A 24,147-nucleotide genomic window follows, 5' to 3' on the forward strand; every position below is an offset into this window, starting at 1 on the left:
AACAGCTTCTGAAAAGAATATTCATACTGATTTTAAAAATAATATGACGTATGGGGAGTATCTGAAATTAGAAAATATCCTTTCCAATCAAAATCGATTATCGGATCATCATGATGAGATGTTGTTTATCATAATCCATCAGGTAAGTGAACTTTGGATGAAGCTGATTTTACACGAGATGACCTCAGCTATTGAGTCAATTAAAAATGACGATTTATCGACTGCATTCAAAAGATTAGCGAGAGTGTCGAGAATCCAATCACAAATTATTCAATCATGGGATGTCCTTTCCACTTTAACACCGTCAGAATATGTTGAGTTTAGAGATTCCCTAGGTCAAGCATCAGGATTCCAATCGTACCAATATCGTATGGTAGAGTTTGCTCTCGGATATAAAACGAATCATATTTTAAAAATATATGAAAAAGATCAGGAGCTTTACAATATTTTAAAGAAGGCGTTTGAGGCACCAAGTATTTATGATGTATCGATTCGGGCATTAGCAAAAGCTGGCTTTCAAATCAATCCAGATGTTCTTAATAGGGATGTATCGACTCCGTATGTCGAGGATGATACAGTTAGAAAAGCTTGGATAGAAGTTTATCGCAATGTAGATCGATACTGGGATTTATATGAACTTGCTGAGAAGCTAGTGGATATTGAGGATAGTTTACAGCAATGGCGTTTCCGTCATATGAAAACGGTAGAAAGAATCATTGGATTTAAAGTAGGTACTGGTGGTTCCTCCGGTGTAAAGTATTTGAAAAAAGTACTCGATCACCGCTTCTTTCCGGAGCTTTGGGATATTCGTACAGAGCTGTAGTTCAATAAGGAAATGGCTAAAAAGAATAAGGAGGGGATTTTGTGACTACCGATTTATGTACAATTGGTTTTTCTAGTAAAAATCTACGCCGGTTTGTAGAACTACTGGAAGAGAATAACGTCCAAAAACTAGTCGATATTCGGTTACATAACACTTCCCAATTAGCAGGCTATTCCAAAAAGGATGATTTGGAGTATGTAATGGAGCTAAGAGGAATTGAGTATATCCATGAACCCCTATTGGCACCAACCGAGGAGATATTTAAGGCCTATAAAAAGAAAGAAATAAACTGGGAAGAATTTAAAGAACAGTACATCGATTTATTAAAAGAACGTAAAATCGAAGAAAAAATAGATGACTTAATGGGGAGCAAAACGGTTTGTTTACTTTGCAGTGAGCATAAACCTCATACATGCCACCGCAGCTTTTTGGCAGAATATATAAACGAACATCTTCATTCAGATCTTAGAGTTGTTCATCTAATGTAAGATTAAGGTGCTGACTTAGAAGCTTTATTCTTTAGCTTTTAAGTCAGTTTTTTTGGTTTTCTCTCCTTGATTTTTTGAGACTTCTTTTTTAAAAGAATCCTTAAATTCATGACTTTTAGTGAAGTTTTTGAGATTCTCCTTGTTCAGTTTTTTCATCTTTACACCTTCCTCAAAAAAATTCCCCTCTAAAGTATATTTACAATAAAATGTAAAAATGAGATAATAAAGGAAATTTCGAAGGGGGTAAGTAAGTTTATGGAACCAACAAATTGCTAATGATTAATTTTTTTGAAAATTAATATGGATTTTTATTGAGTGTTGAAATTCACCTACTAAAGTTAGGTTTATTTGTTATGCTCTTTATGAATCAGGCAATTTAGAAGGTTACTTACTTTACTGAAATCGAGATTATAATTTATTAATTGTCTCCAGGTGTTTATTTGGATGCTTGGACAGAAGATATGTGAAGCTCTATTTCCTTGCGCTCATTTAGCTTCGATATGTTTAAATTATTTTCATTGACTATTTTAGGACCGTAAGAAGAAACCATCTTCTTATGGTCTTTTTTATTTTATAGATTTCGCTCTGTTTGAGTTGTTGTGTCGTACACCAGTTCCGTTATTTTTGTTGGATAAGGGGTTATATGGGATTTGCAGGACAATAAATTCGAAAAATGAGATGGTTATTTTACGAAATAAGTGATCAGGTATCCTCTTGAATCAAAATTAGGCTTTATTTTACGTGAATAACGGAATTTAGGTCCGTCAATGACTCTTTACAATTTGCAGAGCATTAAAAGATAAGTCATTTCTAACCGGTCCATAAAGGCATAACTCTATATTATGGATGAAAGAAGGAATAGGTATGTTTGAATTAAAATTAAACGGTATTAAAAAATATATGGAAGCCACCCTTGTTTTGAAGAATATTACTTTTGAAGTGTATGAAGGCGAAAAGGTTGGTATCGTAGGTGTAAATGGAAGTGGAAAGAGCACCATTCTTAAATTAATCGCTGGAATAGAGCCGATGAATTATTATCCTGGTTATCCGCAAACCTCTAGCTATGGTTATGACGAAGGGTTAATTAACATGTCAAGAGGTGCTACTGCCGCCTACCTTGAGCAAACACCGGTATATCCAGAAGGATTAAAAGTAATCGATGTTTTAAACATGGCATTTGCGGAAGTGGATGACATTGAAAAGCAAATGCGTGAGTTAGAAGAACAAATGAAATTTTTAGAAGATACGGCTTTGGAAAGGGTGTTAAACCAATACAGTCATCTCGTTCAATTATTTGATGTAAAAGGCGGTTATGAAAAAGAAGAAAAATTAAGCAAGGTTTGCACCGGTTTGAAATTTAATGAAAGCTTTTTAAATAGAGATTTTGATTTATTAAGCGGTGGTGAAAAAACGAGAGTAGGACTTGGTAAGCTTTTAATCCATCAACCAGATATCTTGTTACTAGATGAGCCGACGAATCATTTAGATATGGATTCGATTGAATGGCTGGAGGGTTATTTGAAGACTTATAAGGGAATGGTCCTTATTGTTTCCCATGATCGCTATTTTTTAGACAATGTTGTCACGAAGATTGTAGAAGTAGAGGATATGGAATCCATCTCTTATAAAGGTAACTATTCCTCCTTCGTGAGTCAAAAAGAAGAAAATTTGCGCATTCAATATGAGCATTTTAGAGAACAACAGAAAAAGATTAACAATATGGAAAAAACCGTAATGAGTCTAAGAGATTGGGCATTAAGGGGCGGTAACGATAAATTCTTTAGAAGAGCCGCAAGCATCCAAAAGAAGCTCGATAAAATGGAACGAATTGATAAACCCGTTTTTGAGAAAAAGAATATGAAGCTAGATTTTAAAAATGCTGAGCGTTCTGGAAATGAAACGATCAAAGCAAACGGGCTTTCCAAATGCTTTGAAGATAAAGTTATTTTCAAAAATGCAGATGCGATGATTCATTATGGTGAAAGAGTGGGCTTAGTGGGGCCTAATGGCAGTGGGAAAACCACTTTCCTTAAAATGCTTTTAGGTGAGGAGCAACCGGACCATGGGGTTGTTAAACTAGGAGCAAGTGTGCTGGCCGCTTATTTACCACAGAAGTTTGTTTTTAAAAATGAAGAACTTACCGTGATCGAAACGTTTAGAGAGGATATTTCAATCCTGGAAGGAAAGGCAAGGGAATATCTGGCTAAATTCATGTTTTATAAAAGTAGTCCCTATAAGAAGGTCAAGTTTTTATCAGGTGGCGAGAGAATTAGATTAAAGTTAGCCATGCTGTTATACCAAGATATCAATTTATTAATACTAGATGAGCCGACCAATCACCTTGATATTGATTCGATTGAAACCCTTGAAGAAGCGTTAGAGGACTTTAAAGGAACGATTTTCTTTATCTCTCATGACCGTTATTTTATCAATAAAATGGCTGAGCGGATCATTGCTGTTGAGGACTATAGGCTGAAAAGCTATCTTGGGAATTACGATTATTATAAAAGTGAATTAGAAAAGGAAAATCTGAAGGTAAAGGTAGAGCCTGAGCCTGTGGTGGTTCGTGAAAAAAATAAGAAACCTGAACCAGTCAAAAAGGGTCCTTCTGAGGAAAAGACTTTAGCCAAGATTGAAAGTATTGAACAAGAAATAAAAGAGATTGATGTCGCCATGGCCGTTGACCAGATCAATTATGAAGAGCTAGAAAAGCTATATTCTAGGAAATTGGCATTAAATGATGAATTGGAATCAGTTATGGATACGTGGATGAATATTAGTAGTTAATGATAAAAAAAGACGCTCACTTTGAGCGTCTTTTATTTATATATAGAAACATACGTTCGATTTATGAAACAATCAAATTAGAAGGTGAATAATTTCAATTTTCATATTATTAGTATAAAAGATTTGGAAATATAAGTCTATATTTATTCAGAAAATTTATTTAATATTGGGATGACTAGGGAATGCTGATTTACTTAGCGGTTTGTATATAGATGACTCGAAAGAAGAGGGGGGTGGATATTTTGAAGATACATTCATGGGATACAAATTTAAAAATTCGCTTAGTAGGAGAGTCACTGTTTTTCTTATTATACTGGATGTATTTTCCGTTTATTGCTGTTTATTTTAGTAAGGCATTAGGGAATCACATGGCAGGTTTGTTAATGACTTTACCTCCAATTATCAACATAATCGGAAGTATGGTGGGTGGTTATTTAACGGATAGAGTGGGAAGACGGCCAGTCATGTTGATTGGAACTTCTGTTCGGACAGTAATGTTTGCTTTATTTGCGATGCCAGGGTCTTATTGGATTCAATATTTGGCTTTTATTGGTGTAGGATTAGGCGGTGCATTGTATAGTCCCGCAAATGATGCCATGATAGCCGACCTTGTTCCGCAGAAAGACCGAAAACAAGTGTACGCTACTTTTATGACGACTAATAATATTGGTGCGGTGTTAGGCCCGGCCATTGGTGCTTTTTTCTTTTTTCATTATCGAACGGAGCTTTTGTGGACTTGTTCGATTGTTATGCTGATCTATTCTCTGATGATCTTTCTTAAAACTCGAGAAACAATGCCGAATCAACATATTTCGTCTCCTCGATTAACGGGCATTGGTGCTGCTGTAAAAGAACAATGGAAAGGGTATGGAAGCATACTTCGTGATAAGGTTTTTATCCTCTATATATTAGGAGGCGTATTTTCAACTATAGCTATCATGCAATTAGATTTATATTTGGCTATTTATGTGACTGAATTTGTTCCATCACAGCCGCTATTTACTTGGGGAGATTGGTCGAATATGTTGAGTAGCACAGAAGTTTTGGGTTGGGTATTGGGGTTAAATGGTCTGTTGTTTGTGCTATTTATCATGCCGGTTACGAAGTGGTTGAAAAACTGGAAGGATCGAAATGTTTTTATCCTTTCGAGCATCTTGGCAGGGGTGGGCATGTTTTTAGTTGGACTTACCACGAATATTTGGATTCTGTTTGTATTAACCATCATTTTTACCTTTGGAGAAATAGTTCGTGCACCGGTCGCCACAAACTTTGTCAGTGACTATGCTCCAGAAAATGCAAGAGGGCAATATATGGGAGCTTCAAGTTTACAATACACTTTTGGAAGATTTTTAGCCCCTGTTACTGTTTTTTTATCGGCATGGGTGCCGTCGATGGGTGTTTTCAGCTTGATATTAATTAGTGCGATTCTTAGTGGGGTTTTTTATATCAAACTTTATAAAATGGATGTAAAAAGAGCAAATTAAAGATATTGTTATGAGGGCTTACAAATTTGTAAGTCCTTTTAATTTGTTTAAGAGAAGTGATTGTCCGATTGAGCGGGTGTATTGGACATTTTGGTGGTTGTATGAAAGTGTAATGTCCGATAGAGCGGGTGTATTGGACAGTTTGGACGTTGTTTGAAAGTGTAATGTCCGATAGAGCGGGTGTATTGGACATTTTGGTGGTTGTATGAAAGTGTAATGTCCGATAGAGCGGGTGTATTGGACAGTTTGGTCGGTGTATGAAAGTGTATTGTCCGACAGAGCGAGTGTATTGGACAGTTTGGATGATGTAAGAAAATGTATTGTCCGATAGAGCGGGTGTAATGGACAGTTTGATTTTAAATTTAGAAGTAAATCTGAATTCTAGTATTTTATTTATAGATATTGTTTACAATTTTACTCCGATAAGAGTATGATATTAAAGGTAAATCCCAAGGAGAAGGAGTTGAACGTTTTTGAGTAATCGAAGTAGCTTAGAACCTGAACCCGATTCGACATATGGGGAAGTCATGAACAAACTATTCCTCAAGAGATTGATTACGTTCAAACACATCAACTCTTTTGACTATCAGGGGTAATTTAATTTTTGACTTCCTTGCCAAAAAGGAGGTTACAAAATGAAAAAGATTTATTTAACCGATGAAAATGGAACGCTTCAAGAAATAAACGATATTGCGAATGGTTGTTGGATTAATCTCGTAGCTCCAACCGATCAAGAAATTAATCAAATTGCCGACCAACTAGATATTCCATTGGATTTTCTAAAAGACCCTTTGGATGAAGAGGAAAGATCCCGAATTGAAAAAGATAATGGAACTGTCCTTATTATCGTAAACACACCTTTATTATCAAAGGATGAAAATGGACTTCCAATTTATGATACGATACCTTTAGGGATGATTATCACGAACGAATGCTTTATTACTATTTGTTTGAAAGATAATCCGTTAGTTCATGTGTTTGCGCAAAATAAAGTGAAGCAATTTTTTACTTATAAAAAAACACGGTTTTCATTCCAAATCCTATATTTGATCTCTACTTATTTTTTAAAGTACCTGAAACAAATTATCAAAAAGACGGACAAAATTGAAAACGAATTGCATCAATCGATGAAAAATAAGGAGCTCTTTTCCTTATTAAATATGCAAAAAAGTTTGGTTTACTTTACGACATCCTTGAAATCAAACAATATTGTTATGCAAAAAATGTTAAAGAGTAATTATCTGAAAATCTATGAAGACGATCAGGAATTATTAGAAGATGTCATTATTGAAAATCAGCAAGCAATTGAAATGGCCGAAACTCATACCACGATCTTAAGTGGAATGATGGACGCTTTTGCATCTGTCATCTCAAATAACGTCAATATCGTGATGAAGTTTTTAACATCTATTACGATTATCATGGCTTTACCAACAATGGTTGCTAGCTTTTACGGCATGAACGTACCGGTTCCGTTTCAAGATTACCCGCATTCATTTTTAATTGCTATTATTATTTCCGTTATTTTAGCGAGTGTAACAGCACTGATTTTTTGGAAAAAAAGGTTTTTTTAGTCTCGCTTGAATATAGATAAATCACTGCTTTATAATAAATATAGATATAATCGGCGATGGAGTTCGCCATAACCGCCTATAAAGACTAATGACTCCTACTAGTAATTTGTTATGATTACTGGTAGGGGTCTGTTTTTTTGGAAACCGTTAGACGTGGGAGGAACATGATGAATATTATTGCAGTTGGAATAGGTGGTTTTGTTGGAGCTGTCTTAAGGTATTTGGTTGGGAAAGGGATTCCTGCACCAAATGGCTTTCCATTAGGAACCTTAGTGATTAATCTCTTAGGATGTTTATTTTTGGCATGGTTTTTTACGATTACCACAAAAGGGTGGAAAATAAACCCTAATTTAAAATTAGCAATTGGAACTGGTTTCACTGGAGCCTTTACAACTTTTTCAACCTTTTCTGTTGAAACATTAAATCTTATACAAAATTATCAAACGGTCCTTGCGTTTCTCTATGTATTATTAAGTATTTTGGGAGGGATTGCGCTAGCTATACTTGGTGCAAAGCTAGGTGCTGTACGTTCTGAAACGGTTGTGAAAGGAGAAACAAAATAATGTTATTCGCAGGCATTGGTGGAATATTTGGGGCCATAACTAGATTTCTCCTTGGGAAATGGATTTCTAGCAAGACAAGTAATGTACTTCCGTTTGGAACATGGGTCATTAACCTCACTGGTTCATTTGTGCTTGGACTTTTAGCATTTCTACATCAAGGACTTTTTATGCCAAATTGGGTGTGGTTATTATGTGGCACAGGATTTCTTGGGGCGTATACGACGTTTTCAACCTTTGGATACGAAACCCTTCAAATGATAGAAAATAAAGTATACAAAAAAGCTTTATTTTATGTCAGCAGCTCGGTTGTATTAGGAGTTCTTTTCGCAGGGATTGGATGGGTTTTGGCCGAATGGATGATGTAACCGTACATAAAATGCTTAACCTCACATGGGGTTAAGCATTTTTTTTATCCAGAATAATATGATATTCATTTTACAAACTATAAATAGATAGGAAATGTTCTATTCATATCTTGTTATATTTCAATGAAAGGATATAAAAAAATGAAAAAAAGCTTTGTGTTTATTATTAGTTTGCTTTTGTTTCTGCAAATGAATCTATCCTCTGCTCTAGCTGCAAACAATCCAAGAAATATCTATGAGGTCAGATCAGGGGACTACCTTTGGAAAATAGCCCAAACCTATGAAACATCAGTTGCAGACTTAAAGTTATTCAACGGGTTACAATCGGATTTGATATTCGTTGGACAAAAATTAAGAGTTCCTATTTCGTATGAAGTGGTTCCGGGGGATACTCTTTGGCAGCTTTCACAATCATTTACTTCTACAGTCCCGTTAATAAAATCAGCGAATGGGCTGACATCCAATATGATTTATGTTGGTCAAAAGTTAAAGATTCCTCCGAAGAAGTTGACCATGGATGGTAAGTTTATTTTAATGACGAGAGATGAATTCAAGGATTGGATATTTAATCAAAAGTTCACACGTAAAGTGGGTAAGGTCCAACAACATCATACGTATCAACCGAATTATCAGTCGTTTAATGGCTCCAATCATTTCTCTTTAATGAAGGGAATGGAAGACTATCACATTAATGGAATGAACTGGAGTATGATAAGCCAACAAATTACTACTTTTCCAGATGGAAAGTTAGTGGTAGGAAGACCGTTTGATATCGCGCCTGAAGGGTCATTTGGATTACAGAATAAATCTGCTATGCATGCCATAGAAGTGGATGCGTTAGCGATTGAAAATGTAGGAAACTTTGATGCAAATCAAATGACTGCCGAGCAAAGGGAAACCATTGTAACGGTTACAGCTTTATTGATGATAAAATACGGGTTAACACCTAACATTGACAGCATTACTTACCATCATTGGTGGGATATTAATTCAGGCGAAAGGGTGTTAGATCATAGTGAAGGACATCCTGTTAAGACGTGTCCTGGAACACAGTTTTTCGGTGGTAATTCCACAACAGCTGCAAAAAATAATTTCTATCCATTAGTTGCTAAAAAAATGCAAGAGATTTTAGCATCAATGTAATAGTGATAAAAGGACCTCTTAGTAGGTCCTTTTATATTTGGAGTTATGTTTATGTTTTATAGGACACAGGTTCCGCTATTTTCGTAAAATTGACGTTTTATCATGGGTTATAGGACACAGGTTCCGTTATTGACCATATTTCATTGAAAAAAGATGTATTTCAAGGGCATTAACGGAACCATAGTCCGATAATCCTCAAAAAACAAGCAATTTTTAAAAATAACGGATCGTGTGTCCGATAAACTGAATGCTTCTAATTATAAGTAAGTATACGAGATTCTTGGATCAGAGTTGATGATAATTTTTCCCTCTTTTTCTTCAATACCGACTCTAAAGGTGTTTGGGTTCCCTAAAATAGATATGTCAGCAAATGATGGTGAGTCAGGGTTATCTTGAATTATTAGTTTAGATTGGATATAAGTGCGTTTGCCAAGCCCAAAACGACGTAAGATATTTTTGTGTTTGGCTTCACAGAAAATGGTTTCATGTAAACTTTTATCTGTTAATTCTTTTCCAATCAGTAAACCCAATCTTTCAATAATATCAGGGTTGTTAATCATAAAAATCGTTCCTTTCAAAAGCTTAACTGTCTTTACTATACAACCATTTTATAGATATGAAAATATTAGCTCAAGAATATGTTTTAAATATTGGTTCATTTATGAGTGGTAATCTAAAAGGTATTTACAATTAAATAAGGAATTACTAAAAATTGACAGTTTATGACGTGTTATTTATTCTTGTGATGAAGATAAATGACATTTCATCTAATTTATAAATTGCAAGTTTTTATGAAAGTTGATCTTTTGCATACTGAGATAGTTTACGATAAAAGAATTATTCTCAAATTTTATCAGGAGGTATAAAATTGAAAATCATTGATACAATCCCATTCTTTATAGATAACTATCATCCTACAGTTAGTTTTTTAAAAACCTATTACAGTGAATACCCAACGATCTTCAGTGAGTATTTTTCTTATCATTGTAAAGATACAGAGGAACGACATCAGCAATCGATAGCAAAATATCCTGACCACTTTTCATCAATAAAGGAAGTATATAAATACATTGTCCCGATTATAAAAGAAGTTGTTGCGGAATACGAAAGACTGTATGAAATTACGTTTCCTATTGAAGTCAATTTAATAGTAGGTGGGTTTGGTTCCAATGCATTTACACACAGGCAAATCATTCCTAATATTACCTTTGCACTAGAAAAATTATCCCCTGTACCTGACCACTTAAGGACGATTGTTGCTCATGAATTCGGTCATGCTGCCCATAATATTATTTCAAATGATAATGGTATAGACTGGAATAAGATAAAATGGGATAACCCGTTGACGTGGCTTTATCAAGAAGGAGCGGCCACTCATTTTTCCCGCCGAACCGCACCGGGATTGGAACCTTCTATTTATTTTTCCTATAATTCAGAAGGGAAAGACTGGTTAACTTTTGCAGAGAAGAATATAAAAGAAATCAAAAAATCCTTTGCTAAAGATTTATTAACAGAAACATCGCTATCTATATTTCGTGAATGGTTTTCAATTAACGGAGGGAATAAATATGGTTTTAGTAGACTAGGTTATTTTCTCGGTGATTTGTTTTTTCAAAGTCAGGTAAGAACACGTGGTGAGATGGACGCTATTATTGCTTGGGGAAAATGTGATTTCCATAAACTGGTTAGTAAATGGTTGGTTCAAGAGGCTGAACAATATTAAAAAAATGGATCCCATTGTTATGCCTTTTTAAGAGGTAATTCAGGTTACTTGACTGAGTAACAGGATAAATATTACAATTGAAATCCGTTGTTTTACTATTTTCATATGGAACGGAGTAAATTTTATGAACATTGAAAAGATAGATTTTCATGTAAATGGGTTAAATTATACGATTCGTTCTGCCGTCAAAAAAGATGCACAAGAGTTGTCAGATTTGAGACTACAAATTGACGGTGAGACAGAAAACATGGATAGAGAAAAAGGGGAGGCTTTCCTCGATCAACAAGCCTTTGAACACGTAATAAAAGTAGATACTAAGAATCCTAGAAATCTTTTTTTAGTAGCTGTAGCGAATGAGCGGATTGTTGGATTCTCAAGATGTGAAGGGAGTAATCTGAAGAGATTCTCTCATAGAGTAGAGTTTGGGGTCGGTGTTTTAAAAGAATTTTGGGGATTTGGGATTGGAAAAAATCTATTAAAAGAATCTATTTCTTGGGCTGATTTGAATGGTATTAAGAAAATGAATTTAAATGTGACAGAAATAAACGAAAAGGCCATTAGGCTTTACGAAAAGCTTGGATTTGAAATAGAAGGAGTATTAAAAAAAGACAAGCTATTATCTGATGGAAAATACTACAACACCATCATGATGGGAAGATTTAATGACTAGAATTGTTTCATATATGACTAATCATCGTATTCTTTAGGACCAGATTCATCTATCGGATCTGGTTTTTTTACATTTTGGGGTTATTCTAATTTGAAAAGGCACTATTTTGTTTAGTACGAAAGTAGTAAACGTGTACAACTTTATTACAATTTTCACCAAAACAGGTCCAAAATGTAAGTCGTTTCGTTTATGATATGGTATGATTGTTTCGACTCACGAAGGGATGGGATTATGCAAGAACTGATCAATTTGACGCGAAAACTAGCGGAGAAAAGAAATGAATATTGGTTGGAGAATGTGATTTTTACTTACCAATGGTGGATTTTACTTTCGTTGACCATATTACCATGGCTTTTATGGTGGAAATGGGTCGATAAGAAAAGAGTAATTGAAATTTTCCTTTATGGAAGTTTAATCTCCCTTTATTCCATTTTACTTGATGATATTGGGTCACATTTTATATTGTGGATTTATCAATACCAGCTGTTTCCTATTAGTCCTCGTCTGAATCCGATTGATTTAACTATTATGCCAGTGACATTTATGGTGGTATACCAATATTTTAAAAGATGGAAGTCTTTTTTGATTGCGCAAATGATATTAGCTTTTGGAGCAGCCTTTATTGCGGAACCTCTTTTTTCTTCCGTTGATATTTATCATATTCTTAACTGGAAGCTGGTCTTTTCATTTGTTATTTATCTATTATTGGGAATTGGTAATAAAATCGTCGTGGAGAGGTTAGTACATATGCAAGATCGTAAATAATAATTGAGTTATAATAAGGGGGGAGAACCCGAAAATAAAGGCTTGGCATTCACCAAGCCTTTTTAATGTTTTTTAACATAAACACCTTCTACCATTAATCCTTTCATAAATACAGCTTCTGTATCCGGTTTCCCTTTTATTTCGGAAATGGTTTCTTTAAATCCAAATAAATGACTGTCATCTGACCTGCCAATCGTTTTCCCAAGCTCAAATTTTCTCTCATTTTGATAAGTGTAAAACTCATCGTGATTTGCATTCACGTATGGTTCATTTTTATAGATAATAGATTGATCCTCCGCATGGCGATAAACGTCTAAATGATAATAGTCATAGCAAAAATATCCAAAAATGATAAAGGGAATAAATAATACAAAAAGCCAAGTTTTTTTCCTTTGCAATGCCATACTCCTTCCAAACTGGTATATACCATTATAATACCATAATAAGGAATATTTTGAATGAATAACCTATACACCAAAAGAGATAACCATAATTTTATTATGTAAACTAGTAGTGTTTGATTTTAAAAAAAATAATGTCTAAAACAATCCACAGAGTCTTTTACTTGTTTGTTATTCTAGATATAAATATTGTAAAAAGAGTTTGAACTATAATCTTATTGAGTAGATAATAGAAAGGGTAATGGTATATTAACTGTTTTAACCTGGGGTGAAAAAATGGAGATAAACAATATTTTAGTAGTCAGTCCGATGTACAGGGAACTTCAACCTCTAATCGAAAAAGAAAATATCCGAAAGAATTTTCGGTTTATACCTGAAAATGAGCTTGAAAATGAAGATTTGAAATGGGCTGATGCATTAGTTAGTTTTAACTTAAAATCAGATATAGATTATAGTCAGGTCAAATGGGTTCATTCGCTTGGTGCTGGTGTGGACCGTTTTTTATATGGTAAGACTTGGAATGAACAGGTATTATTAACTCGGACGATTTGTTCGTTTGGGCAAAGAATCGCTGAGTACTGTTTAAGTTACATACTGAAAGACCTACAGTTTCATGAACCTTTTCATGTGGCAAAGCATGAGAAGGAGTGGAAACCATTTACGCCAAAATTATTAAGTGACCAAAAGGTCATGATTTATGGTACAGGTGAGATAGGGCAAAAAGTGGCTCAAATTTTTTCAGGATTAGGTGTAGAAGTTTACGGAGTTTCCCAAAGCGGTAAAAGGAAAGAACATTTTAAAGAAGTCATGACAATGGAGCATCATGTGTCACGCTTAGCTGAAATGAATTACCTCATTAATACTTTACCGTTAACGAATCAAACAGCTCGTTTATTTTCTAAAAATATATTTGGGCAGCTATCAGGTGCTGGATTTTTGAATGTTGGCAGAGGGCTAACTGTTGATGAAAAGGCATTACTAGATGCTTTAAAGGAAGAACAGGTTCGCTTTGCTGTTTTAGATGTATTTGCCCAGGAGCCACTACCAAAAGAGAACCCTTTATGGGAACATCCACATGTATATATTACTCCCCATATTTCTGCTGTAACCACTCCAGATGAAGGTGTTGCTTGTTTTGTAGAGACACTAAAAAATCTGGAAGAAGGTAAACCGTTGCGAAATAGGGTCGATGTGGAAAAAGGGTACTAGGTTATTGTTTAATTATTAATTGTGGTGCATAATCATTAATTCAAGGTCAGGTCCTATTCGGATTTGGCCTTTTTAATATGGTTTTCCCGTGAAAACGCTTTCTTAAAATTAATCATAAATATTCATAAAAAAATAGATAAAATGCTTGTCAGATTAAAAAATATTAAATATAATCATTTCATTGATGTGAGGTTTTATAACATGACAATGAGAGGTAATGAGACATGGCAGAAGTTTTAATTTCAAACACACCTGTAAATACAACAACATTAGATCAAATTATAGAAACGATAAAAGAAAAAAGCGTTGAATTATTACACCTGCAATTTGTAGACATTGAAGGAATTTTAAAACATATCACGGTAACAGTTGAACAATTAGAGGATGTCGTAGAAGGTAAGATCATGTTCGATGGTTCTTCTATTAAAGGCTTCTCTCCTATTAATAAATCAGATCTTTATTTACAACCGGATTTAAATACGTTTGCAGTCCTTCCTTGGACAGTTGAAAATGGTTATTCTGAGGCACGCTTTTTATGCTCGGTGAAAAATCCAGACGGAACAGACTATGAAGGCGATACAAGAAATGTCCTAAAGAAAACGGTTGATCGTGCTGCAGAACATGGGTATACGATTTCAGTTGGACCGGAATTAGAATTTTTCCTATTCAAAAATGATGAAAATGGATACGCAACTCAAGAACTAGGTGATAGAGCTGGTTATTTTGAGCCATCACCACATGATGTTGGCGATCGAGTTCGTTTAGAAATTTATCGTGCTTTGAAAGCGATGGGCTTTACGATCGAAGCCTCTCACCATGAAGTAGCAGAAGGGCAGCATGAAATTAACTTTAAATATGCAGATGTTTTAAAAGCTGCAGACCTTGCTACTACATATAAATGGGTAGTAAAGACAGTGGCAAAGAAATTTGGTTTACACGCAACGTTTATGCCGAAGCCAGTTTTCGGAATCAACGGGTCTGGTATGCACGTAAATATGTCTTTCTTCGAAGGAAGCGAAAATGCCTTTTTTGATCCTTCTGATGAATTACAATTATCACAAAAAGCGTATCATTTCATTGCGGGTGTACTTGAAAATGTCAAGAGCTTTACGGCTGTGACAAATCCACTAGTAAACTCTTATAAGCGTTTAGTTCCTGGATACGAAGCACCTTGCTATATCGCATGGTCCGCATCTAACCGTTCGGCATTAATTCGTATTCCGGCTAAAAAAGGTCTTGCGACTCGTGTAGAATTACGTTGTCCAGATCCTTCAGCTAACCCATACTTAACATTTGCCGTTATTGCATCAGCTGGCTTAGATGGAATCGAAAAAGGTTTAGAAGCACCTGCAGCAATTAACGAAGATATTTTCCACATGACCGACGAAAAGCGTGCTTTCTTAGGAATCGATAATCTTCCAGGAAGCTTAGCTGAAGCATTAAAGGCTTTAGAATCAGGCGAAATCGCTTCTAAAACTTTAGGTGAACATGTTTATACTGAATATGTTTCTATGAAAAAAGCAGAGTGGGATAGCTATCGTACAGCTGTTCATGCTTGGGAAATCGACAATTACCATACAAAATTCTAATGAAAGCGGGGATTTACCCGCTTTTTTTTGTTGGGTTAAAAGCTTGTACACCTTAATTTTTGAAGACATGTTGACCAATCACGAGTGCCGTTTCTCTTGAATCAAGCCAACGGCTAGTAGCTATGTCTGGATTATAGAAAAATAAAGATTCTTTTGCCATATGGCGTTGTTCAGATAAAGCAGCCTTAACAGCTGCGATAGAATCTTCATCGGCTGGTTTATTTATTTCACCATTACTTACAGGTTGAAATTGACCGCGTTCATAAATGACTTCTTTAATGGTGTCAGGGAAAGAAGGATGTTCTACTCGATTTAGGACCACGCAAGCTACTGCAATTTTTCCTTCAAGTGACTCTGTTTGCGCCTCAGCTCTAACCAATCTAGCAAGTAGGTCTAATTCTGAATCCGTGTACGAGACCGTAACTTTCGGTTCTTCTTTTACTACCGGCTCTGCATTTACAACCGTTTCGCTAGCAACTGTATATTTTGCTTCAGGTTTCACTTCTTCCTTTTTTTCTGCATCTTCAGATACCTTTGTTTGCGCTTCAGCTTGTACCAATCTTGCCATTAAGTCAATATCATAATACATGTAGTCAGCTATTTCTGTTTTGACAAAAAAATTGTTTAGTACCTCTGCATTGACGGTCTTTGTCATATTAATCATTGGATATTGTTGAGTAGCTACTGCCAATTCTTCTTGATGTGCTTCGGCTCTAACTAATGTAGCAAGTAGATTTACATCTTTATCTAATTTGGTTACCGTTTCGGTTTGAGGTGCATTCTCTTTAGGTTTTTCTGTGTTAATGTCGTCTCCTATGTATATTAAGTCAAGATTTTTAATTTGTGGATTTAATTCGGCTAATTCCTTTAATGTCAGATTATGTTCTGCTGCGATTTTCGTCATCGTATCCCCGTTATTTACGGTATAGGCAAAAGCAGGATTGGCGGCAAATATGAAAGAGAATAGTAATATAATGGTAGTGGTCAGTTTTTTCATAGTTCGTTTCCTCCTAAAAATGAAAGTCAGCTCGTTGGCTTGTCTTTAATCTATTTCTATGAACGCAAGAGATAGTTTAGTATTACAATTTGATTACATAGAAAAGACAATTTTTTAAGAGAGGAGAAAAAAAGGGTTTTAATGTTCGCCGAGAGTCGATAAGAGCTTGTCTTATATGGAGAATTAACAAAAATAAATAGAGTTCATAATATAATGAACTCTATTATCATCGTGATTATATTTTTTTCACGCTTTCACGCGAGATAAGGTGAGGGGCTAATTTTTCAGATTTGCCAGTGCCGCCATTTATTAATTGAACTAATAGTTCAGCTATTTTGATACCAAATTTCGAACTATGAAGGGTGACTGTGCTTAACGGTGGAGATGTATACTTGGTTAAGAAATTACCATCATATCCGATGATAGAAAAGTCATCAGGAACACGGATCCCTAAAGAAGTTAACTTGGCTAGTGCTCCTATAGCCATTAAATCATTGGCAAAAAAACAGGCAGTTAGAGTAGGGGAGGTCTGAAGTAATCTCTCTATACTTTTTGCTCCACCTTCACCTGTAAAGTCACTTTCCATCATCCAATTATCTTCCCAAGATATCCCTGCTTCGTGCATGGCTTGTTTATAGCCTTCCAATCGTTCCAGGCAAATGTTTGCATGGCTTGGGCCATTAATAAATCCGATTGCTCGGTGTCCGTTTGCTAGTAGATGGTTTACGGCCATGCTTGCTCCTTTTTGATCATCTATATTGATGTTGGAACAAGTTCGAGAAATAATATTTTCGCCGACACATACGATCGGATAACTCAATTTTTTTGCTTCTTTATAAATAGGATGCGCACTTATAAAACCAGGTAGAATAATACAACCATCAAGCTTTCTTTTTCGAATAATCATTTCAAGCGTTTGACTTTCGTACTGATGTGGGACGACGGTGACAGGTGAAATGATCATTTCCTTTTGGTATAAAGCTAGAGTCTGACTTAAATAGGGAAGGATCTCAAAGAAAGCGGGTCTTGCTTCAAAATCTGTTTCCGGAATAATAACGCCAACTAAATTACTTTTTTTACTGACCAAGTCCTTCGCATTTTGGTCCTGGACATAACCTAGCTCTTTTACAGCTTGCTGAACCAGTTGAATGGCTTTCTGACTAACACCATATTGATTATTCAGTGCACGAGAGACTGTACTAACAGAAAGCCCGCACTTTTTGGCAACATCCTTAATGGAAACACTCATCACTTTCCTCCTTACCCTATTTTTTATAGATTTGATCTCGTTAACAGGAATGGTTACGTTTTCTATGTAATATTATAAACCTAATAGAGTAATATGCAAATAGATGATGATTTTCGGTAACGTTCCCGAAAAATATTTGACTTTATCTTGTAAATAATGGTATTAATGGAATAGATAGTTAGAAAAAGAGGGAGGGTCATTTTTGAAAAAACAAGTTTTATATTTTGCTGTAGTCATAGGAATGTTGAGTGGTTGTACGGTTACTTCAGTAGATAAACCAGAAAACAATAAGTCTGTTGTAACGGTACAAGGCTATGCTAAAGGTGAAACTCCAGAAAAACCGCCAAACTATTGGCCGACTATGGAATGGAAGACTAGTTTACCTGAGCAGCAAGGGATGAATTCAAAAAAACTAGCAGATCTTTTTGAAAAACTAGACGAAATCAATAGCCCGTTAGATGGCTTGATTATCATTCGAAATGGTTATATTGTGGCGGAAAAATACGGTTATGGTTATGGACCCGAGCGATCTCATGAAATCAATTCAGTCACAAAAAGTTTTATGTCAGCTGTTACGGGTGTTGCGATAAATGAAGGGTATATAAAGAGTATTGATGACCCTATTTTTGATTATTTTCCTGATCGAAAAGCGGAGAACATGGATGACCACAAGAAGAATTTAACGGTTAAAGATTTTCTTACGATGAATTCAGGGCTGGATTGGGGAGAGCTGGATAAGGATCGAAAGCACCAATTCTGGAGTGATTTTGAATCGACAGATGATACCGTCCAATTTGTCTTAAATAAACCGACTGATCCTAATCTTATCGGTAAGTTTGATTATAATACAGGCTTACCGCATATTTTATCAGCAATTGTTCAACAAACAACTGGTAAGAAAACCGCTGATTATGCAAAAGAAAAAATCTTTGACAAGATTGGAATTACCACGGCTTATTGGCCAGAGGTGCAAGGTGTGAATCAAGGCGGTTATCGAATGGAGATGACTCCAAGAGATATGGCCCGTTTCGGCTATTTATATATGAATAACGGTAAGTGGGATGGTCAACAAGTTGTTCCTGAAGATTGGGTTAAGACCTCTATGAGTGAATTAATTCAAACGGGTATGACAGGGGGAGAACATTACGGTTATTATTTTTGGTTAACCACTACCAAGGATGGATATAAGGAAATATCTGCGATGGGAGACCGTGGACAATACATTGTCATGGTACCTGAGTTAAACCTGCTCGTCGTACAAACTTCAAAAGCGTATTTAACAGATATAAATATCTTTGAAGAATATATCTATCCTGCAGCAGAATCAACTGAACCAATCCCAGTGGATGCAGAAAGTAACACTCGACTAAGTGAAAATAAAAAGAAATAGTGTATCCAATTAAAGCATTAACACGAAGGGGGTCTGACCCCCGTCGCGTTAATGCTTTAGAATGATAAATCCCATTGAAATGGTTATCTTAAGGTTTCCCAATCTGCGTATTGTCCGCTGCCACTGCATCCTGGACAATCGGATGACATGTTTTGGTAAGTGAATTCAATGGCAGGGTACACGACATATCCTTTGCCATAGCATTCAGGACATTTGTTTGCTTCCTTCATTTGCGAAACGTGGTTTTCGTAGCGTGCATTCCGCCAATCGTTAAATGCGTTGATTAAGCCCATTTTCATCGCCTCATACTTTTTTTCTTAGTTTTAGTTATGGGCGGAAAATATATACATTTATCTATTTATTTGGCTTAAACGTTTTGCAACAGGTTTCTGCTGAGTGTCTTACTTCATCTTGATGATTCTTTTCTGTTAACTCAGAAGACATTTCTGTATCATATCTCGCATGGTTATCCATTTCAACCATGATCTTTTCTGCTGTACAAATATTACCTTGTCCATAAAATGTGCAGTTGGATATCGCACATGAAACTTCTACTTTTGGCATGAATCAAAACCTCCTAATGATGCGTTTGATTCTTATTTTTTACAATAAACCTGATTTTAATCGGCTGGAAAAAATGTACAAGAAAGAGGTGAGAACATTATAATGACGTTTATGGAAACGGCAACAAAAGGGAATTCTAACTTAAGCACATAAATATATTTTCGCTTTTTGATTTGATACTATAGTGGTATATCTTTTTAAAAGGCTCTTTTCTGAAACTTTGTTGCTTTTTGAGACTAATAAATAGGCATTTCACGATATAGGGTGTTAAACTCATATGGAAATGAAGAAAAGAGCTGATCACTTATTAAGAGGACCTGTAAAAATCCGGCTTTAGGGATTTTTACGAAAACCAGAATCTATACGAAACAGCTTTTTAAAAGAAAGGACCATTTTAAATGTCAAATATAAATATACCCGTATCCATGTTGAATTTAGCACCGATCCGAGAGGGACAGGGGCGAAAAGAAGCGATTGATGCAATGGTGGACCTTGCGCAAACAGCTGAAAAACTTGGTTATGAACGATATTGGATTGCGGAGCATCATAATACACCTACATTGGTGAGTTCGGCTACAGCCATTTTAATTAAGCATACATTAGAGCACACGAATACCATCAAGGTGGGTTCAGGTGGGATTATGCTGCCTAATCACGCACCCTTAGTGGTTGCAGAACAATTCGGAACGATGGCAACGATTTATCCTGATCGTGTTGATTTAGGACTTGGTCGTGCTCCGGGAACAGACATGAAGACAGCTAATGCCTTAAGAAGATCCCGAAACGATTCGGTTTATACATTTCCAGAGGATGTTAAGGCCTTACTTCATTATTTTGGGTCAGAAGAGGAGCAAGGTTTTGTCAAAGCTTATCCCGGGGTTGGAACAAATGTACCGATTTACATCCTAGGTTCTTCTACAGATTCAGCTTATTTAGCGGCTAGCCTAGGGTTGCCTTATGTGTTTGCTTCTCATTTTGCGCCAAGATTTATGGAAGAAGCGATCAATATTTATCGTAAAAACTTTCAGCCGTCTCAGTATTTGGATCAACCATATATGATGGTTTGTCTAAATGTGATTGCAGCTGAAACCGATGAGGAGGCAAAATGGTTATCAACGACCATGCAGCAATTTTTCCTCAATGTGGTACGCGGTACTCAAAATCCACTCCGTCCACCAGTGGAAAATATCCATGAGCTATGGAACCCGATGGAGGAGGAAATGGCTACATCTATGTCAAGTGTGACATTACTTGGAAGTAAGGAAACCGTTCGCCAGCAGCTAACTCGTTTTCAATCTATTTATAATGTGGACGAAATCATGGCGGTATCTTACATTTTTGATGCAGAAAAACAAAAACGATCATATGAAATATTAAAAGAAATAGTTGATGAAAAATAGAAATTAAGGCCATCCAGTTTTTTGGATGGCTTTTTCAAATGAAGAAAACTTTTAATATTTTTGAGATTAAAGAAACGGAAACAAGTCGATAATAAAAATTGTTAGTTTTTATAACGAAAATGAAAGGAGAGTTATTATGCCGCAAGGAGCTACTGAAACAAGTATGCTTAAAGTGGGTGATCAAGCACCTGACTTTACTTTAAAGGCACATGGTGATCGTAAGGTTTCATTAAGTGAATATCGTGGATCCCAAAATGTATTTTTATGCTTTTACCCTTTAGATTGGACTCCAGTCTGAGGCGCGCAAATGCCTTCTTACGAGGACGATTTACCTCGTTTTGAAGAATTTGATACCCAGGTCTTGGGTATAAGTGTAGATAGTGTGGCTAGTCATGATGCGTGGGCAAAATCAATCGGAGGAATTTCCTACCCGCTTTGTTCGGATTTCTATCCTCATGGAGAGGTATCAGAAAAATACGGTGTCCTTCGTAAAAATCCTGATGAACCAGCGTATGGTGCAGCTGAACGTGCTCTTTTTATCATTGATAAAGATGGGATTGTTCGATGGATAGATGTTCACCCAATCGGTAAACAACCAGATAATGAAGAGTTATTTGATGTCTTACGTAAGTTATAAGTATGAAATATAAGGAGGTTGTGTATGGAACTCTCTAGAAAAGCTATCCCATATACACCTGTCAATAAACCGCTTCATGAAATGACGGTTATGATTGTTTCAACCTCTGGAGTGCATTTAAAGGATCAAGAACCGTATAACACGGACCCCTCACAAGGGGATGCAACCTTTCGTATCATTCCTGGAGATGTAGACCCAAAGGACTTAACCGTTACCCATGCGGCACCAAAAGAGCATTATAATACGGATTATCCTAAAGAGGATATTAACTGCGTTTTTCCAATCGACCGGTTACGTGAAATGGTCGACGACGGAGATCTTGGCGGGGTAGCAGAAAAACATCTAACGATGATGGGCTATTCCATGAGATTAAACAAGATTAATCAAGAGACCATTCCGGCTCTCGTAAAAGAAGTCGTTCGCTCCAAAGCGGATGCCGTCCTTTTAACAGCTGGCTGACCGCTCTGTCATCGCACTGTAGTTACAGTGCAGCGCGGAATTGAAGCGCAGGGGATTCCAACTACATTAATCACACTAGATGTTGAACAATCTAGTTTAATGAGACCTCCTCGTGCGATTCATCCAAAAGGATTTGAATTTGGTCATTCTTTAGGAAAACCGCATGATAAACAGACACAACGAAAAGTGTTAGAAGCGGCTTTGTTTGAATTATTGGAAAAACAAGAGCCTGGTCATATTCATGAAGTGGACTTTCCAAGCTATAATAAGTAGAGGCTTACTAGAGACGGATAGATGAACTCCGTCTCTTTTTTACGTATTTTTTTCTGAATAAGTTTATATGTTCAACACATACCCCTTATAGTATAATAAGGCTTAGTTATAAATACCATATTATAAATAGATGGGCTAGAGGAGTTTTTGTAAGGGGGGAGTTGGGGTTGTTGAAACAGAAAAATCAAGAACCAGGTTGGTTGCAAGAATATATAGATTCACCTGAAAAACAAAGGAATTTATATAAAAAGACATTATGGATTGTTGTTCTTTCACAAATCTTTGGCGGAGCAGGACTAGCCGCAGGTATTACTGTAGGAGGACTTTTAGCAAAGGAAATGCTTGGAACCGATAGTTTTGCTGGAGTACCGATTGCCTTATTTACATTAGGTTCTGCAGGAGCTGCCTTGCTTGTAGGGAGACTGTCGCAACGTTATGGACGCAGAGCTGGACTTGCATCAGGTTTCCTTGCTGGAGGATTAGGTGCGATAGGGGTCGTCCTGGCAGCAATCACGAATAATATTTTCCTTTTATTTGTATCACTTCTAATTTATGGTGCTGGCAGTGCAACAAACCTACAAGCACGTTATGCTGGAACCGATTTAGCAAATTCCAAACAGAGAGCAACGGCCGTCAGCATTGCTATGGTATCCACGACATTGGGGGCTGTGGCAGGGCCGAATTTAGTTCAGGTGATGGGGAAGTTTGCAACCTCTATGGGAATTCCTGCACTTTCTGGTCCATTTATATTAGCTGCGGCTGCTTACTTTATCGCAGGGATTGTGTTATTAGTCTTATTACGTCCAGATCCATTAGTTGTTGCTAAAGCTATTGCTTCTGCCAAAAATCAAAATCAGAGTAATGCAATAGATCGAAAGGAAACACTAGAAAAAAATAAACGCGGAATAATCGCTGCTGCCACAGTGATGGTATTAACTCAAATCGTGATGGTTGCGATTATGACAATGACCCCAGTACATATGGGTCATTATGGACATGGTCTTAGTGCCGTTGGAATGATTATTGGTTTTCATATTGGTGCCATGTATCTTCCATCCCTTTTAACAGGGATGTTAGTTGATAAAATCGGACGGGTTTCGATGGCGATTGCCTCTGGTATCACCTTGTTAGGTGCTGGAGTCTTGGCTGCTTTTGCACCTGGCGAATCCTTTATTCTGCTTACCCTCGCTCTCATTTTACTAGGGCTAGGTTGGAATTTTGGTTTAATCAGCGGCACAGCCATTTTAGTAGACTCTACCACTTTATCGAATCGTGCCAAAACGCAGGGAGCAGTAGATGTGATGGTCGCGTTATCTGGTGCAACTGGCGGAGTCCTTTCTGGAATGGTCGTAGCTCATTCCAGTTACGCCACTCTTTCTATTGCAGGTGGGCTCCTATCTCTTCTGTTAATTCCAGTGATTGTCTGGTCTACTCGAGAAAGAGTGACAGAACTGCAAGGGGAAGTATGATAAAAAAGAATAGAAATGTAAAAGGGTGGGGTAATCCCACCCTTTTGTATTTATATCAAGAAGATAATTTTTGAAAAAATAAGCAAACTAAAATAGTGGACCGTATTAAAATGTGGTGCCAAAAA

Annotated in this window: 26 protein-coding genes and 1 riboswitch; of the genes, 19 read left to right on the plus strand and 7 right to left on the minus strand. The window is 36.3% G+C overall.

Features of this window, described 5'->3' with window-relative positions:
- The first annotated feature begins 43 nt into the window (after nt 1-43).
- On the plus strand, nt 44-823 hold the full coding sequence (kynA, locus tag ACSBPO_RS09555; RefSeq protein ID WP_442600335.1) for a tryptophan 2,3-dioxygenase: 780 nt from the start codon (nt 44-46) through the stop codon (nt 821-823).
- 41 nt (nt 824-864) lie between these two features.
- Nucleotides 865-1,311: a DUF488 domain-containing protein gene (locus ACSBPO_RS09560; RefSeq protein ID WP_442599823.1), complete on the plus strand. Its 447-nt coding sequence runs from the start codon at nt 865-867 to the stop codon at nt 1,309-1,311.
- Between the two features lie 24 nt (nt 1,312-1,335).
- On the opposite strand, the gene ACSBPO_RS09565 is transcribed toward ACSBPO_RS09560, so the two are convergent.
- Nucleotides 1,336-1,467 carry a hypothetical protein gene (locus ACSBPO_RS09565; RefSeq protein ID WP_442599824.1) on the minus strand — a complete coding sequence of 44 codons (132 nt, stop codon included), beginning with the start codon at nt 1,465-1,467 and terminating at the stop codon, nt 1,336-1,338.
- Between the two features lie 708 nt (nt 1,468-2,175).
- Between ACSBPO_RS09565 and abc-f the strand changes: the two genes are divergently transcribed.
- The 6 genes from abc-f to ACSBPO_RS09595 all read left to right on the plus strand — a co-directional run bounded on the left by abc-f (nt 2,176) and on the right by ACSBPO_RS09595 (nt 9,227).
- Entirely contained in the window at nt 2,176-4,098 is a 1,923-nt protein-coding gene (abc-f, locus tag ACSBPO_RS09570) for a ribosomal protection-like ABC-F family protein (RefSeq protein WP_442599825.1), read from the plus strand.
- 242 nt (nt 4,099-4,340) lie between these two features.
- The gene (locus ACSBPO_RS09575) at nt 4,341-5,582 is read left to right on the plus strand and encodes an MDR family MFS transporter (protein WP_442599826.1); all 1,242 of its coding nucleotides are present in this window, start codon (nt 4,341-4,343) and stop codon (nt 5,580-5,582) included.
- Between the two features lie 635 nt (nt 5,583-6,217).
- On the plus strand, nt 6,218-7,156 hold the full coding sequence (locus tag ACSBPO_RS09580; protein WP_442599827.1) for a magnesium transporter CorA family protein: 939 nt from the start codon (nt 6,218-6,220) through the stop codon (nt 7,154-7,156).
- 43 nt (nt 7,157-7,199) lie between these two features.
- Nucleotides 7,200-7,261: riboswitch (Fluoride riboswitch) on the plus strand.
- Nucleotides 7,262-7,323: 62 nt separating this feature from the next.
- Nucleotides 7,324-7,719, plus strand: coding sequence for a fluoride efflux transporter CrcB (crcB, locus tag ACSBPO_RS09585; RefSeq protein ID WP_442599828.1), 396 nt, complete (start codon nt 7,324-7,326; stop codon nt 7,717-7,719).
- On the plus strand, nt 7,719-8,084 hold the full coding sequence (gene crcB, locus ACSBPO_RS09590; RefSeq protein WP_442599829.1) for a fluoride efflux transporter CrcB: 366 nt from the start codon (nt 7,719-7,721) through the stop codon (nt 8,082-8,084). The genes crcB (ACSBPO_RS09585) and crcB (ACSBPO_RS09590) overlap by 1 nt, the downstream gene beginning before the upstream one ends.
- A 141-nt stretch (nt 8,085-8,225) precedes the next feature.
- Nucleotides 8,226-9,227: a LysM peptidoglycan-binding domain-containing protein gene (locus ACSBPO_RS09595; protein ID WP_442599830.1), complete on the plus strand. Its 1,002-nt coding sequence runs from the start codon at nt 8,226-8,228 to the stop codon at nt 9,225-9,227.
- A 257-nt stretch (nt 9,228-9,484) separates the two neighbouring features.
- Here the strand turns inward: ACSBPO_RS09595 and ACSBPO_RS09600 are convergent, their stop codons facing one another.
- A complete protein-coding gene (locus ACSBPO_RS09600) occupies nt 9,485-9,787 on the minus strand; it encodes a hypothetical protein (protein ID WP_442599831.1) in 303 nt (100 codons plus the stop codon).
- 308 nt (nt 9,788-10,095) lie between these two features.
- On the opposite strand from ACSBPO_RS09600, the gene ACSBPO_RS09605 reads away from it, so the two are divergent.
- The 3 genes from ACSBPO_RS09605 (at nt 10,096) to ACSBPO_RS09615 (ending at nt 12,385) form a co-directional block, all read left to right on the plus strand.
- Nucleotides 10,096-10,950 (plus strand): hypothetical protein, encoded by an 855-nt coding sequence (locus ACSBPO_RS09605; RefSeq protein WP_442599832.1) that lies wholly within the window; start codon nt 10,096-10,098, stop codon nt 10,948-10,950.
- 124 nt (nt 10,951-11,074) lie between these two features.
- Nucleotides 11,075-11,620: a GNAT family N-acetyltransferase gene (locus ACSBPO_RS09610; protein WP_442599833.1), complete on the plus strand. Its 546-nt coding sequence runs from the start codon at nt 11,075-11,077 to the stop codon at nt 11,618-11,620.
- Nucleotides 11,621-11,851: 231 nt separating this feature from the next.
- On the plus strand, nt 11,852-12,385 hold the full coding sequence (locus ACSBPO_RS09615; protein ID WP_442599834.1) for a CBO0543 family protein: 534 nt from the start codon (nt 11,852-11,854) through the stop codon (nt 12,383-12,385).
- Nucleotides 12,386-12,447: 62 nt separating this feature from the next.
- Here the strand turns inward: ACSBPO_RS09615 and ACSBPO_RS09620 are convergent, their stop codons facing one another.
- Nucleotides 12,448-12,783 carry a hypothetical protein gene (locus ACSBPO_RS09620; protein ID WP_442599835.1) on the minus strand — a complete coding sequence of 112 codons (336 nt, stop codon included), beginning with the start codon at nt 12,781-12,783 and terminating at the stop codon, nt 12,448-12,450.
- 279 nt (nt 12,784-13,062) lie between these two features.
- Here ACSBPO_RS09620 and ACSBPO_RS09625 point away from each other — a divergent pair, with 279 nt between their 5' ends.
- Both ACSBPO_RS09625 and glnA read left to right on the plus strand, forming a co-directional pair.
- The gene (locus tag ACSBPO_RS09625) at nt 13,063-13,995 is read left to right on the plus strand and encodes a D-2-hydroxyacid dehydrogenase (protein ID WP_442599836.1); all 933 of its coding nucleotides are present in this window, start codon (nt 13,063-13,065) and stop codon (nt 13,993-13,995) included.
- Nucleotides 13,996-14,219: 224 nt separating this feature from the next.
- Complete coding sequence (glnA, locus tag ACSBPO_RS09630; protein WP_442599837.1) at nt 14,220-15,584, plus strand: type I glutamate--ammonia ligase; 1,365 nt, start codon at nt 14,220-14,222, stop codon at nt 15,582-15,584.
- 52 nt (nt 15,585-15,636) lie between these two features.
- Here the strand turns inward: glnA and ACSBPO_RS09635 are convergent, their stop codons facing one another.
- Together ACSBPO_RS09635 and ACSBPO_RS09640 are read right to left on the minus strand one after the other, a co-directional pair.
- A complete protein-coding gene (locus ACSBPO_RS09635; protein ID WP_442599838.1) occupies nt 15,637-16,581 on the minus strand; it encodes a cell wall hydrolase in 945 nt (314 codons plus the stop codon).
- A gap of 235 nt (nt 16,582-16,816) precedes the next feature.
- The gene (locus ACSBPO_RS09640) at nt 16,817-17,830 is read right to left on the minus strand and encodes a LacI family DNA-binding transcriptional regulator (RefSeq protein ID WP_442599839.1); all 1,014 of its coding nucleotides are present in this window, start codon (nt 17,828-17,830) and stop codon (nt 16,817-16,819) included.
- Nucleotides 17,831-18,032: 202 nt separating this feature from the next.
- Here ACSBPO_RS09640 and ACSBPO_RS09645 point away from each other — a divergent pair, with 202 nt between their 5' ends.
- Nucleotides 18,033-19,220, plus strand: coding sequence for a serine hydrolase domain-containing protein (locus tag ACSBPO_RS09645; protein ID WP_442599840.1), 1,188 nt, complete (start codon nt 18,033-18,035; stop codon nt 19,218-19,220).
- 83 nt (nt 19,221-19,303) lie between these two features.
- On the opposite strand, the gene ACSBPO_RS09650 is transcribed toward ACSBPO_RS09645, so the two are convergent.
- On the minus strand, nt 19,304-19,513 hold the full coding sequence (locus ACSBPO_RS09650; RefSeq protein WP_442599841.1) for a methionine aminopeptidase: 210 nt from the start codon (nt 19,511-19,513) through the stop codon (nt 19,304-19,306).
- 61 nt (nt 19,514-19,574) lie between these two features.
- On the minus strand, nt 19,575-19,784 hold the full coding sequence (locus ACSBPO_RS09655) for a DUF1540 domain-containing protein (protein ID WP_442599842.1): 210 nt from the start codon (nt 19,782-19,784) through the stop codon (nt 19,575-19,577).
- A gap of 398 nt (nt 19,785-20,182) precedes the next feature.
- Here ACSBPO_RS09655 and ACSBPO_RS09660 point away from each other — a divergent pair, with 398 nt between their 5' ends.
- The 5 genes from ACSBPO_RS09660 to ACSBPO_RS09680 all read left to right on the plus strand — a co-directional run bounded on the left by ACSBPO_RS09660 (nt 20,183) and on the right by ACSBPO_RS09680 (nt 24,022).
- On the plus strand, nt 20,183-21,184 hold the full coding sequence (locus ACSBPO_RS09660) for an LLM class flavin-dependent oxidoreductase (protein ID WP_442599843.1): 1,002 nt from the start codon (nt 20,183-20,185) through the stop codon (nt 21,182-21,184).
- Between the two features lie 163 nt (nt 21,185-21,347).
- Nucleotides 21,348-21,821 (plus strand): redoxin domain-containing protein, encoded by a 474-nt coding sequence (locus ACSBPO_RS09665; protein ID WP_442600336.1) that lies wholly within the window; start codon nt 21,348-21,350, stop codon nt 21,819-21,821.
- Nucleotides 21,822-21,845: 24 nt separating this feature from the next.
- On the plus strand, nt 21,846-22,280 hold the full coding sequence (locus ACSBPO_RS09670; RefSeq protein ID WP_442599844.1) for a glycine/sarcosine/betaine reductase selenoprotein B family protein: 435 nt from the start codon (nt 21,846-21,848) through the stop codon (nt 22,278-22,280).
- A gap of 27 nt (nt 22,281-22,307) precedes the next feature.
- On the plus strand, nt 22,308-22,553 hold the full coding sequence (locus tag ACSBPO_RS09675; protein ID WP_442599845.1) for a hypothetical protein: 246 nt from the start codon (nt 22,308-22,310) through the stop codon (nt 22,551-22,553).
- Between the two features lie 167 nt (nt 22,554-22,720).
- The gene (locus tag ACSBPO_RS09680; protein WP_442599846.1) at nt 22,721-24,022 is read left to right on the plus strand and encodes an MFS transporter; all 1,302 of its coding nucleotides are present in this window, start codon (nt 22,721-22,723) and stop codon (nt 24,020-24,022) included.
- Nucleotides 24,023-24,147 lie beyond the last annotated feature (125 nt).

It is taken from the genome of Neobacillus sp. D3-1R, assembly GCF_052180215.1.
Taxonomy (GTDB): domain Bacteria; phylum Bacillota; class Bacilli; order Bacillales; family Cytobacillaceae; genus Pseudoneobacillus.

Excerpts from the sequence above, each read along its gene's own strand:
- ACSBPO_RS09650 (WP_442599841.1), bottom strand. The coding sequence starts at position 19,513 with ATGGGCTTAATCAACGCATTTAACGATTGGCGGAATGCACGCTACGAA.
- kynA (WP_442600335.1), top strand. The coding sequence starts at position 44 with ATGACGTATGGGGAGTATCTGAAATTAGAAAATATCCTTTCCAATCAA.
- crcB (WP_442599828.1), top strand. The coding sequence starts at position 7,324 with ATGAATATTATTGCAGTTGGAATAGGTGGTTTTGTTGGAGCTGTCTTA.
- ACSBPO_RS09595 (WP_442599830.1), top strand. The coding sequence starts at position 8,226 with ATGAAAAAAAGCTTTGTGTTTATTATTAGTTTGCTTTTGTTTCTGCAA.
- ACSBPO_RS09565 (WP_442599824.1), bottom strand. The coding sequence starts at position 1,467 with ATGAAAAAACTGAACAAGGAGAATCTCAAAAACTTCACTAAAAGTCAT.
- abc-f (WP_442599825.1), top strand. The coding sequence starts at position 2,176 with ATGTTTGAATTAAAATTAAACGGTATTAAAAAATATATGGAAGCCACC.
- ACSBPO_RS09600 (WP_442599831.1), bottom strand. The coding sequence starts at position 9,787 with ATGATTAACAACCCTGATATTATTGAAAGATTGGGTTTACTGATTGGA.
- ACSBPO_RS09670 (WP_442599844.1), top strand. The coding sequence starts at position 21,846 with ATGGAACTCTCTAGAAAAGCTATCCCATATACACCTGTCAATAAACCG.
- glnA (WP_442599837.1), top strand. The coding sequence starts at position 14,220 with ATGGCAGAAGTTTTAATTTCAAACACACCTGTAAATACAACAACATTA.
- ACSBPO_RS09615 (WP_442599834.1), top strand. The coding sequence starts at position 11,852 with ATGCAAGAACTGATCAATTTGACGCGAAAACTAGCGGAGAAAAGAAAT.
- ACSBPO_RS09635 (WP_442599838.1), bottom strand. The coding sequence starts at position 16,581 with ATGAAAAAACTGACCACTACCATTATATTACTATTCTCTTTCATATTT.
- ACSBPO_RS09580 (WP_442599827.1), top strand. The coding sequence starts at position 6,218 with ATGAAAAAGATTTATTTAACCGATGAAAATGGAACGCTTCAAGAAATA.
- ACSBPO_RS09640 (WP_442599839.1), bottom strand. The coding sequence starts at position 17,830 with ATGAGTGTTTCCATTAAGGATGTTGCCAAAAAGTGCGGGCTTTCTGTT.
- crcB (WP_442599829.1), top strand. The coding sequence starts at position 7,719 with ATGTTATTCGCAGGCATTGGTGGAATATTTGGGGCCATAACTAGATTT.
- ACSBPO_RS09655 (WP_442599842.1), bottom strand. The coding sequence starts at position 19,784 with ATGCCAAAAGTAGAAGTTTCATGTGCGATATCCAACTGCACATTTTAT.
- ACSBPO_RS09625 (WP_442599836.1), top strand. The coding sequence starts at position 13,063 with ATGGAGATAAACAATATTTTAGTAGTCAGTCCGATGTACAGGGAACTT.
- ACSBPO_RS09610 (WP_442599833.1), top strand. The coding sequence starts at position 11,075 with ATGAACATTGAAAAGATAGATTTTCATGTAAATGGGTTAAATTATACG.
- ACSBPO_RS09660 (WP_442599843.1), top strand. The coding sequence starts at position 20,183 with ATGTCAAATATAAATATACCCGTATCCATGTTGAATTTAGCACCGATC.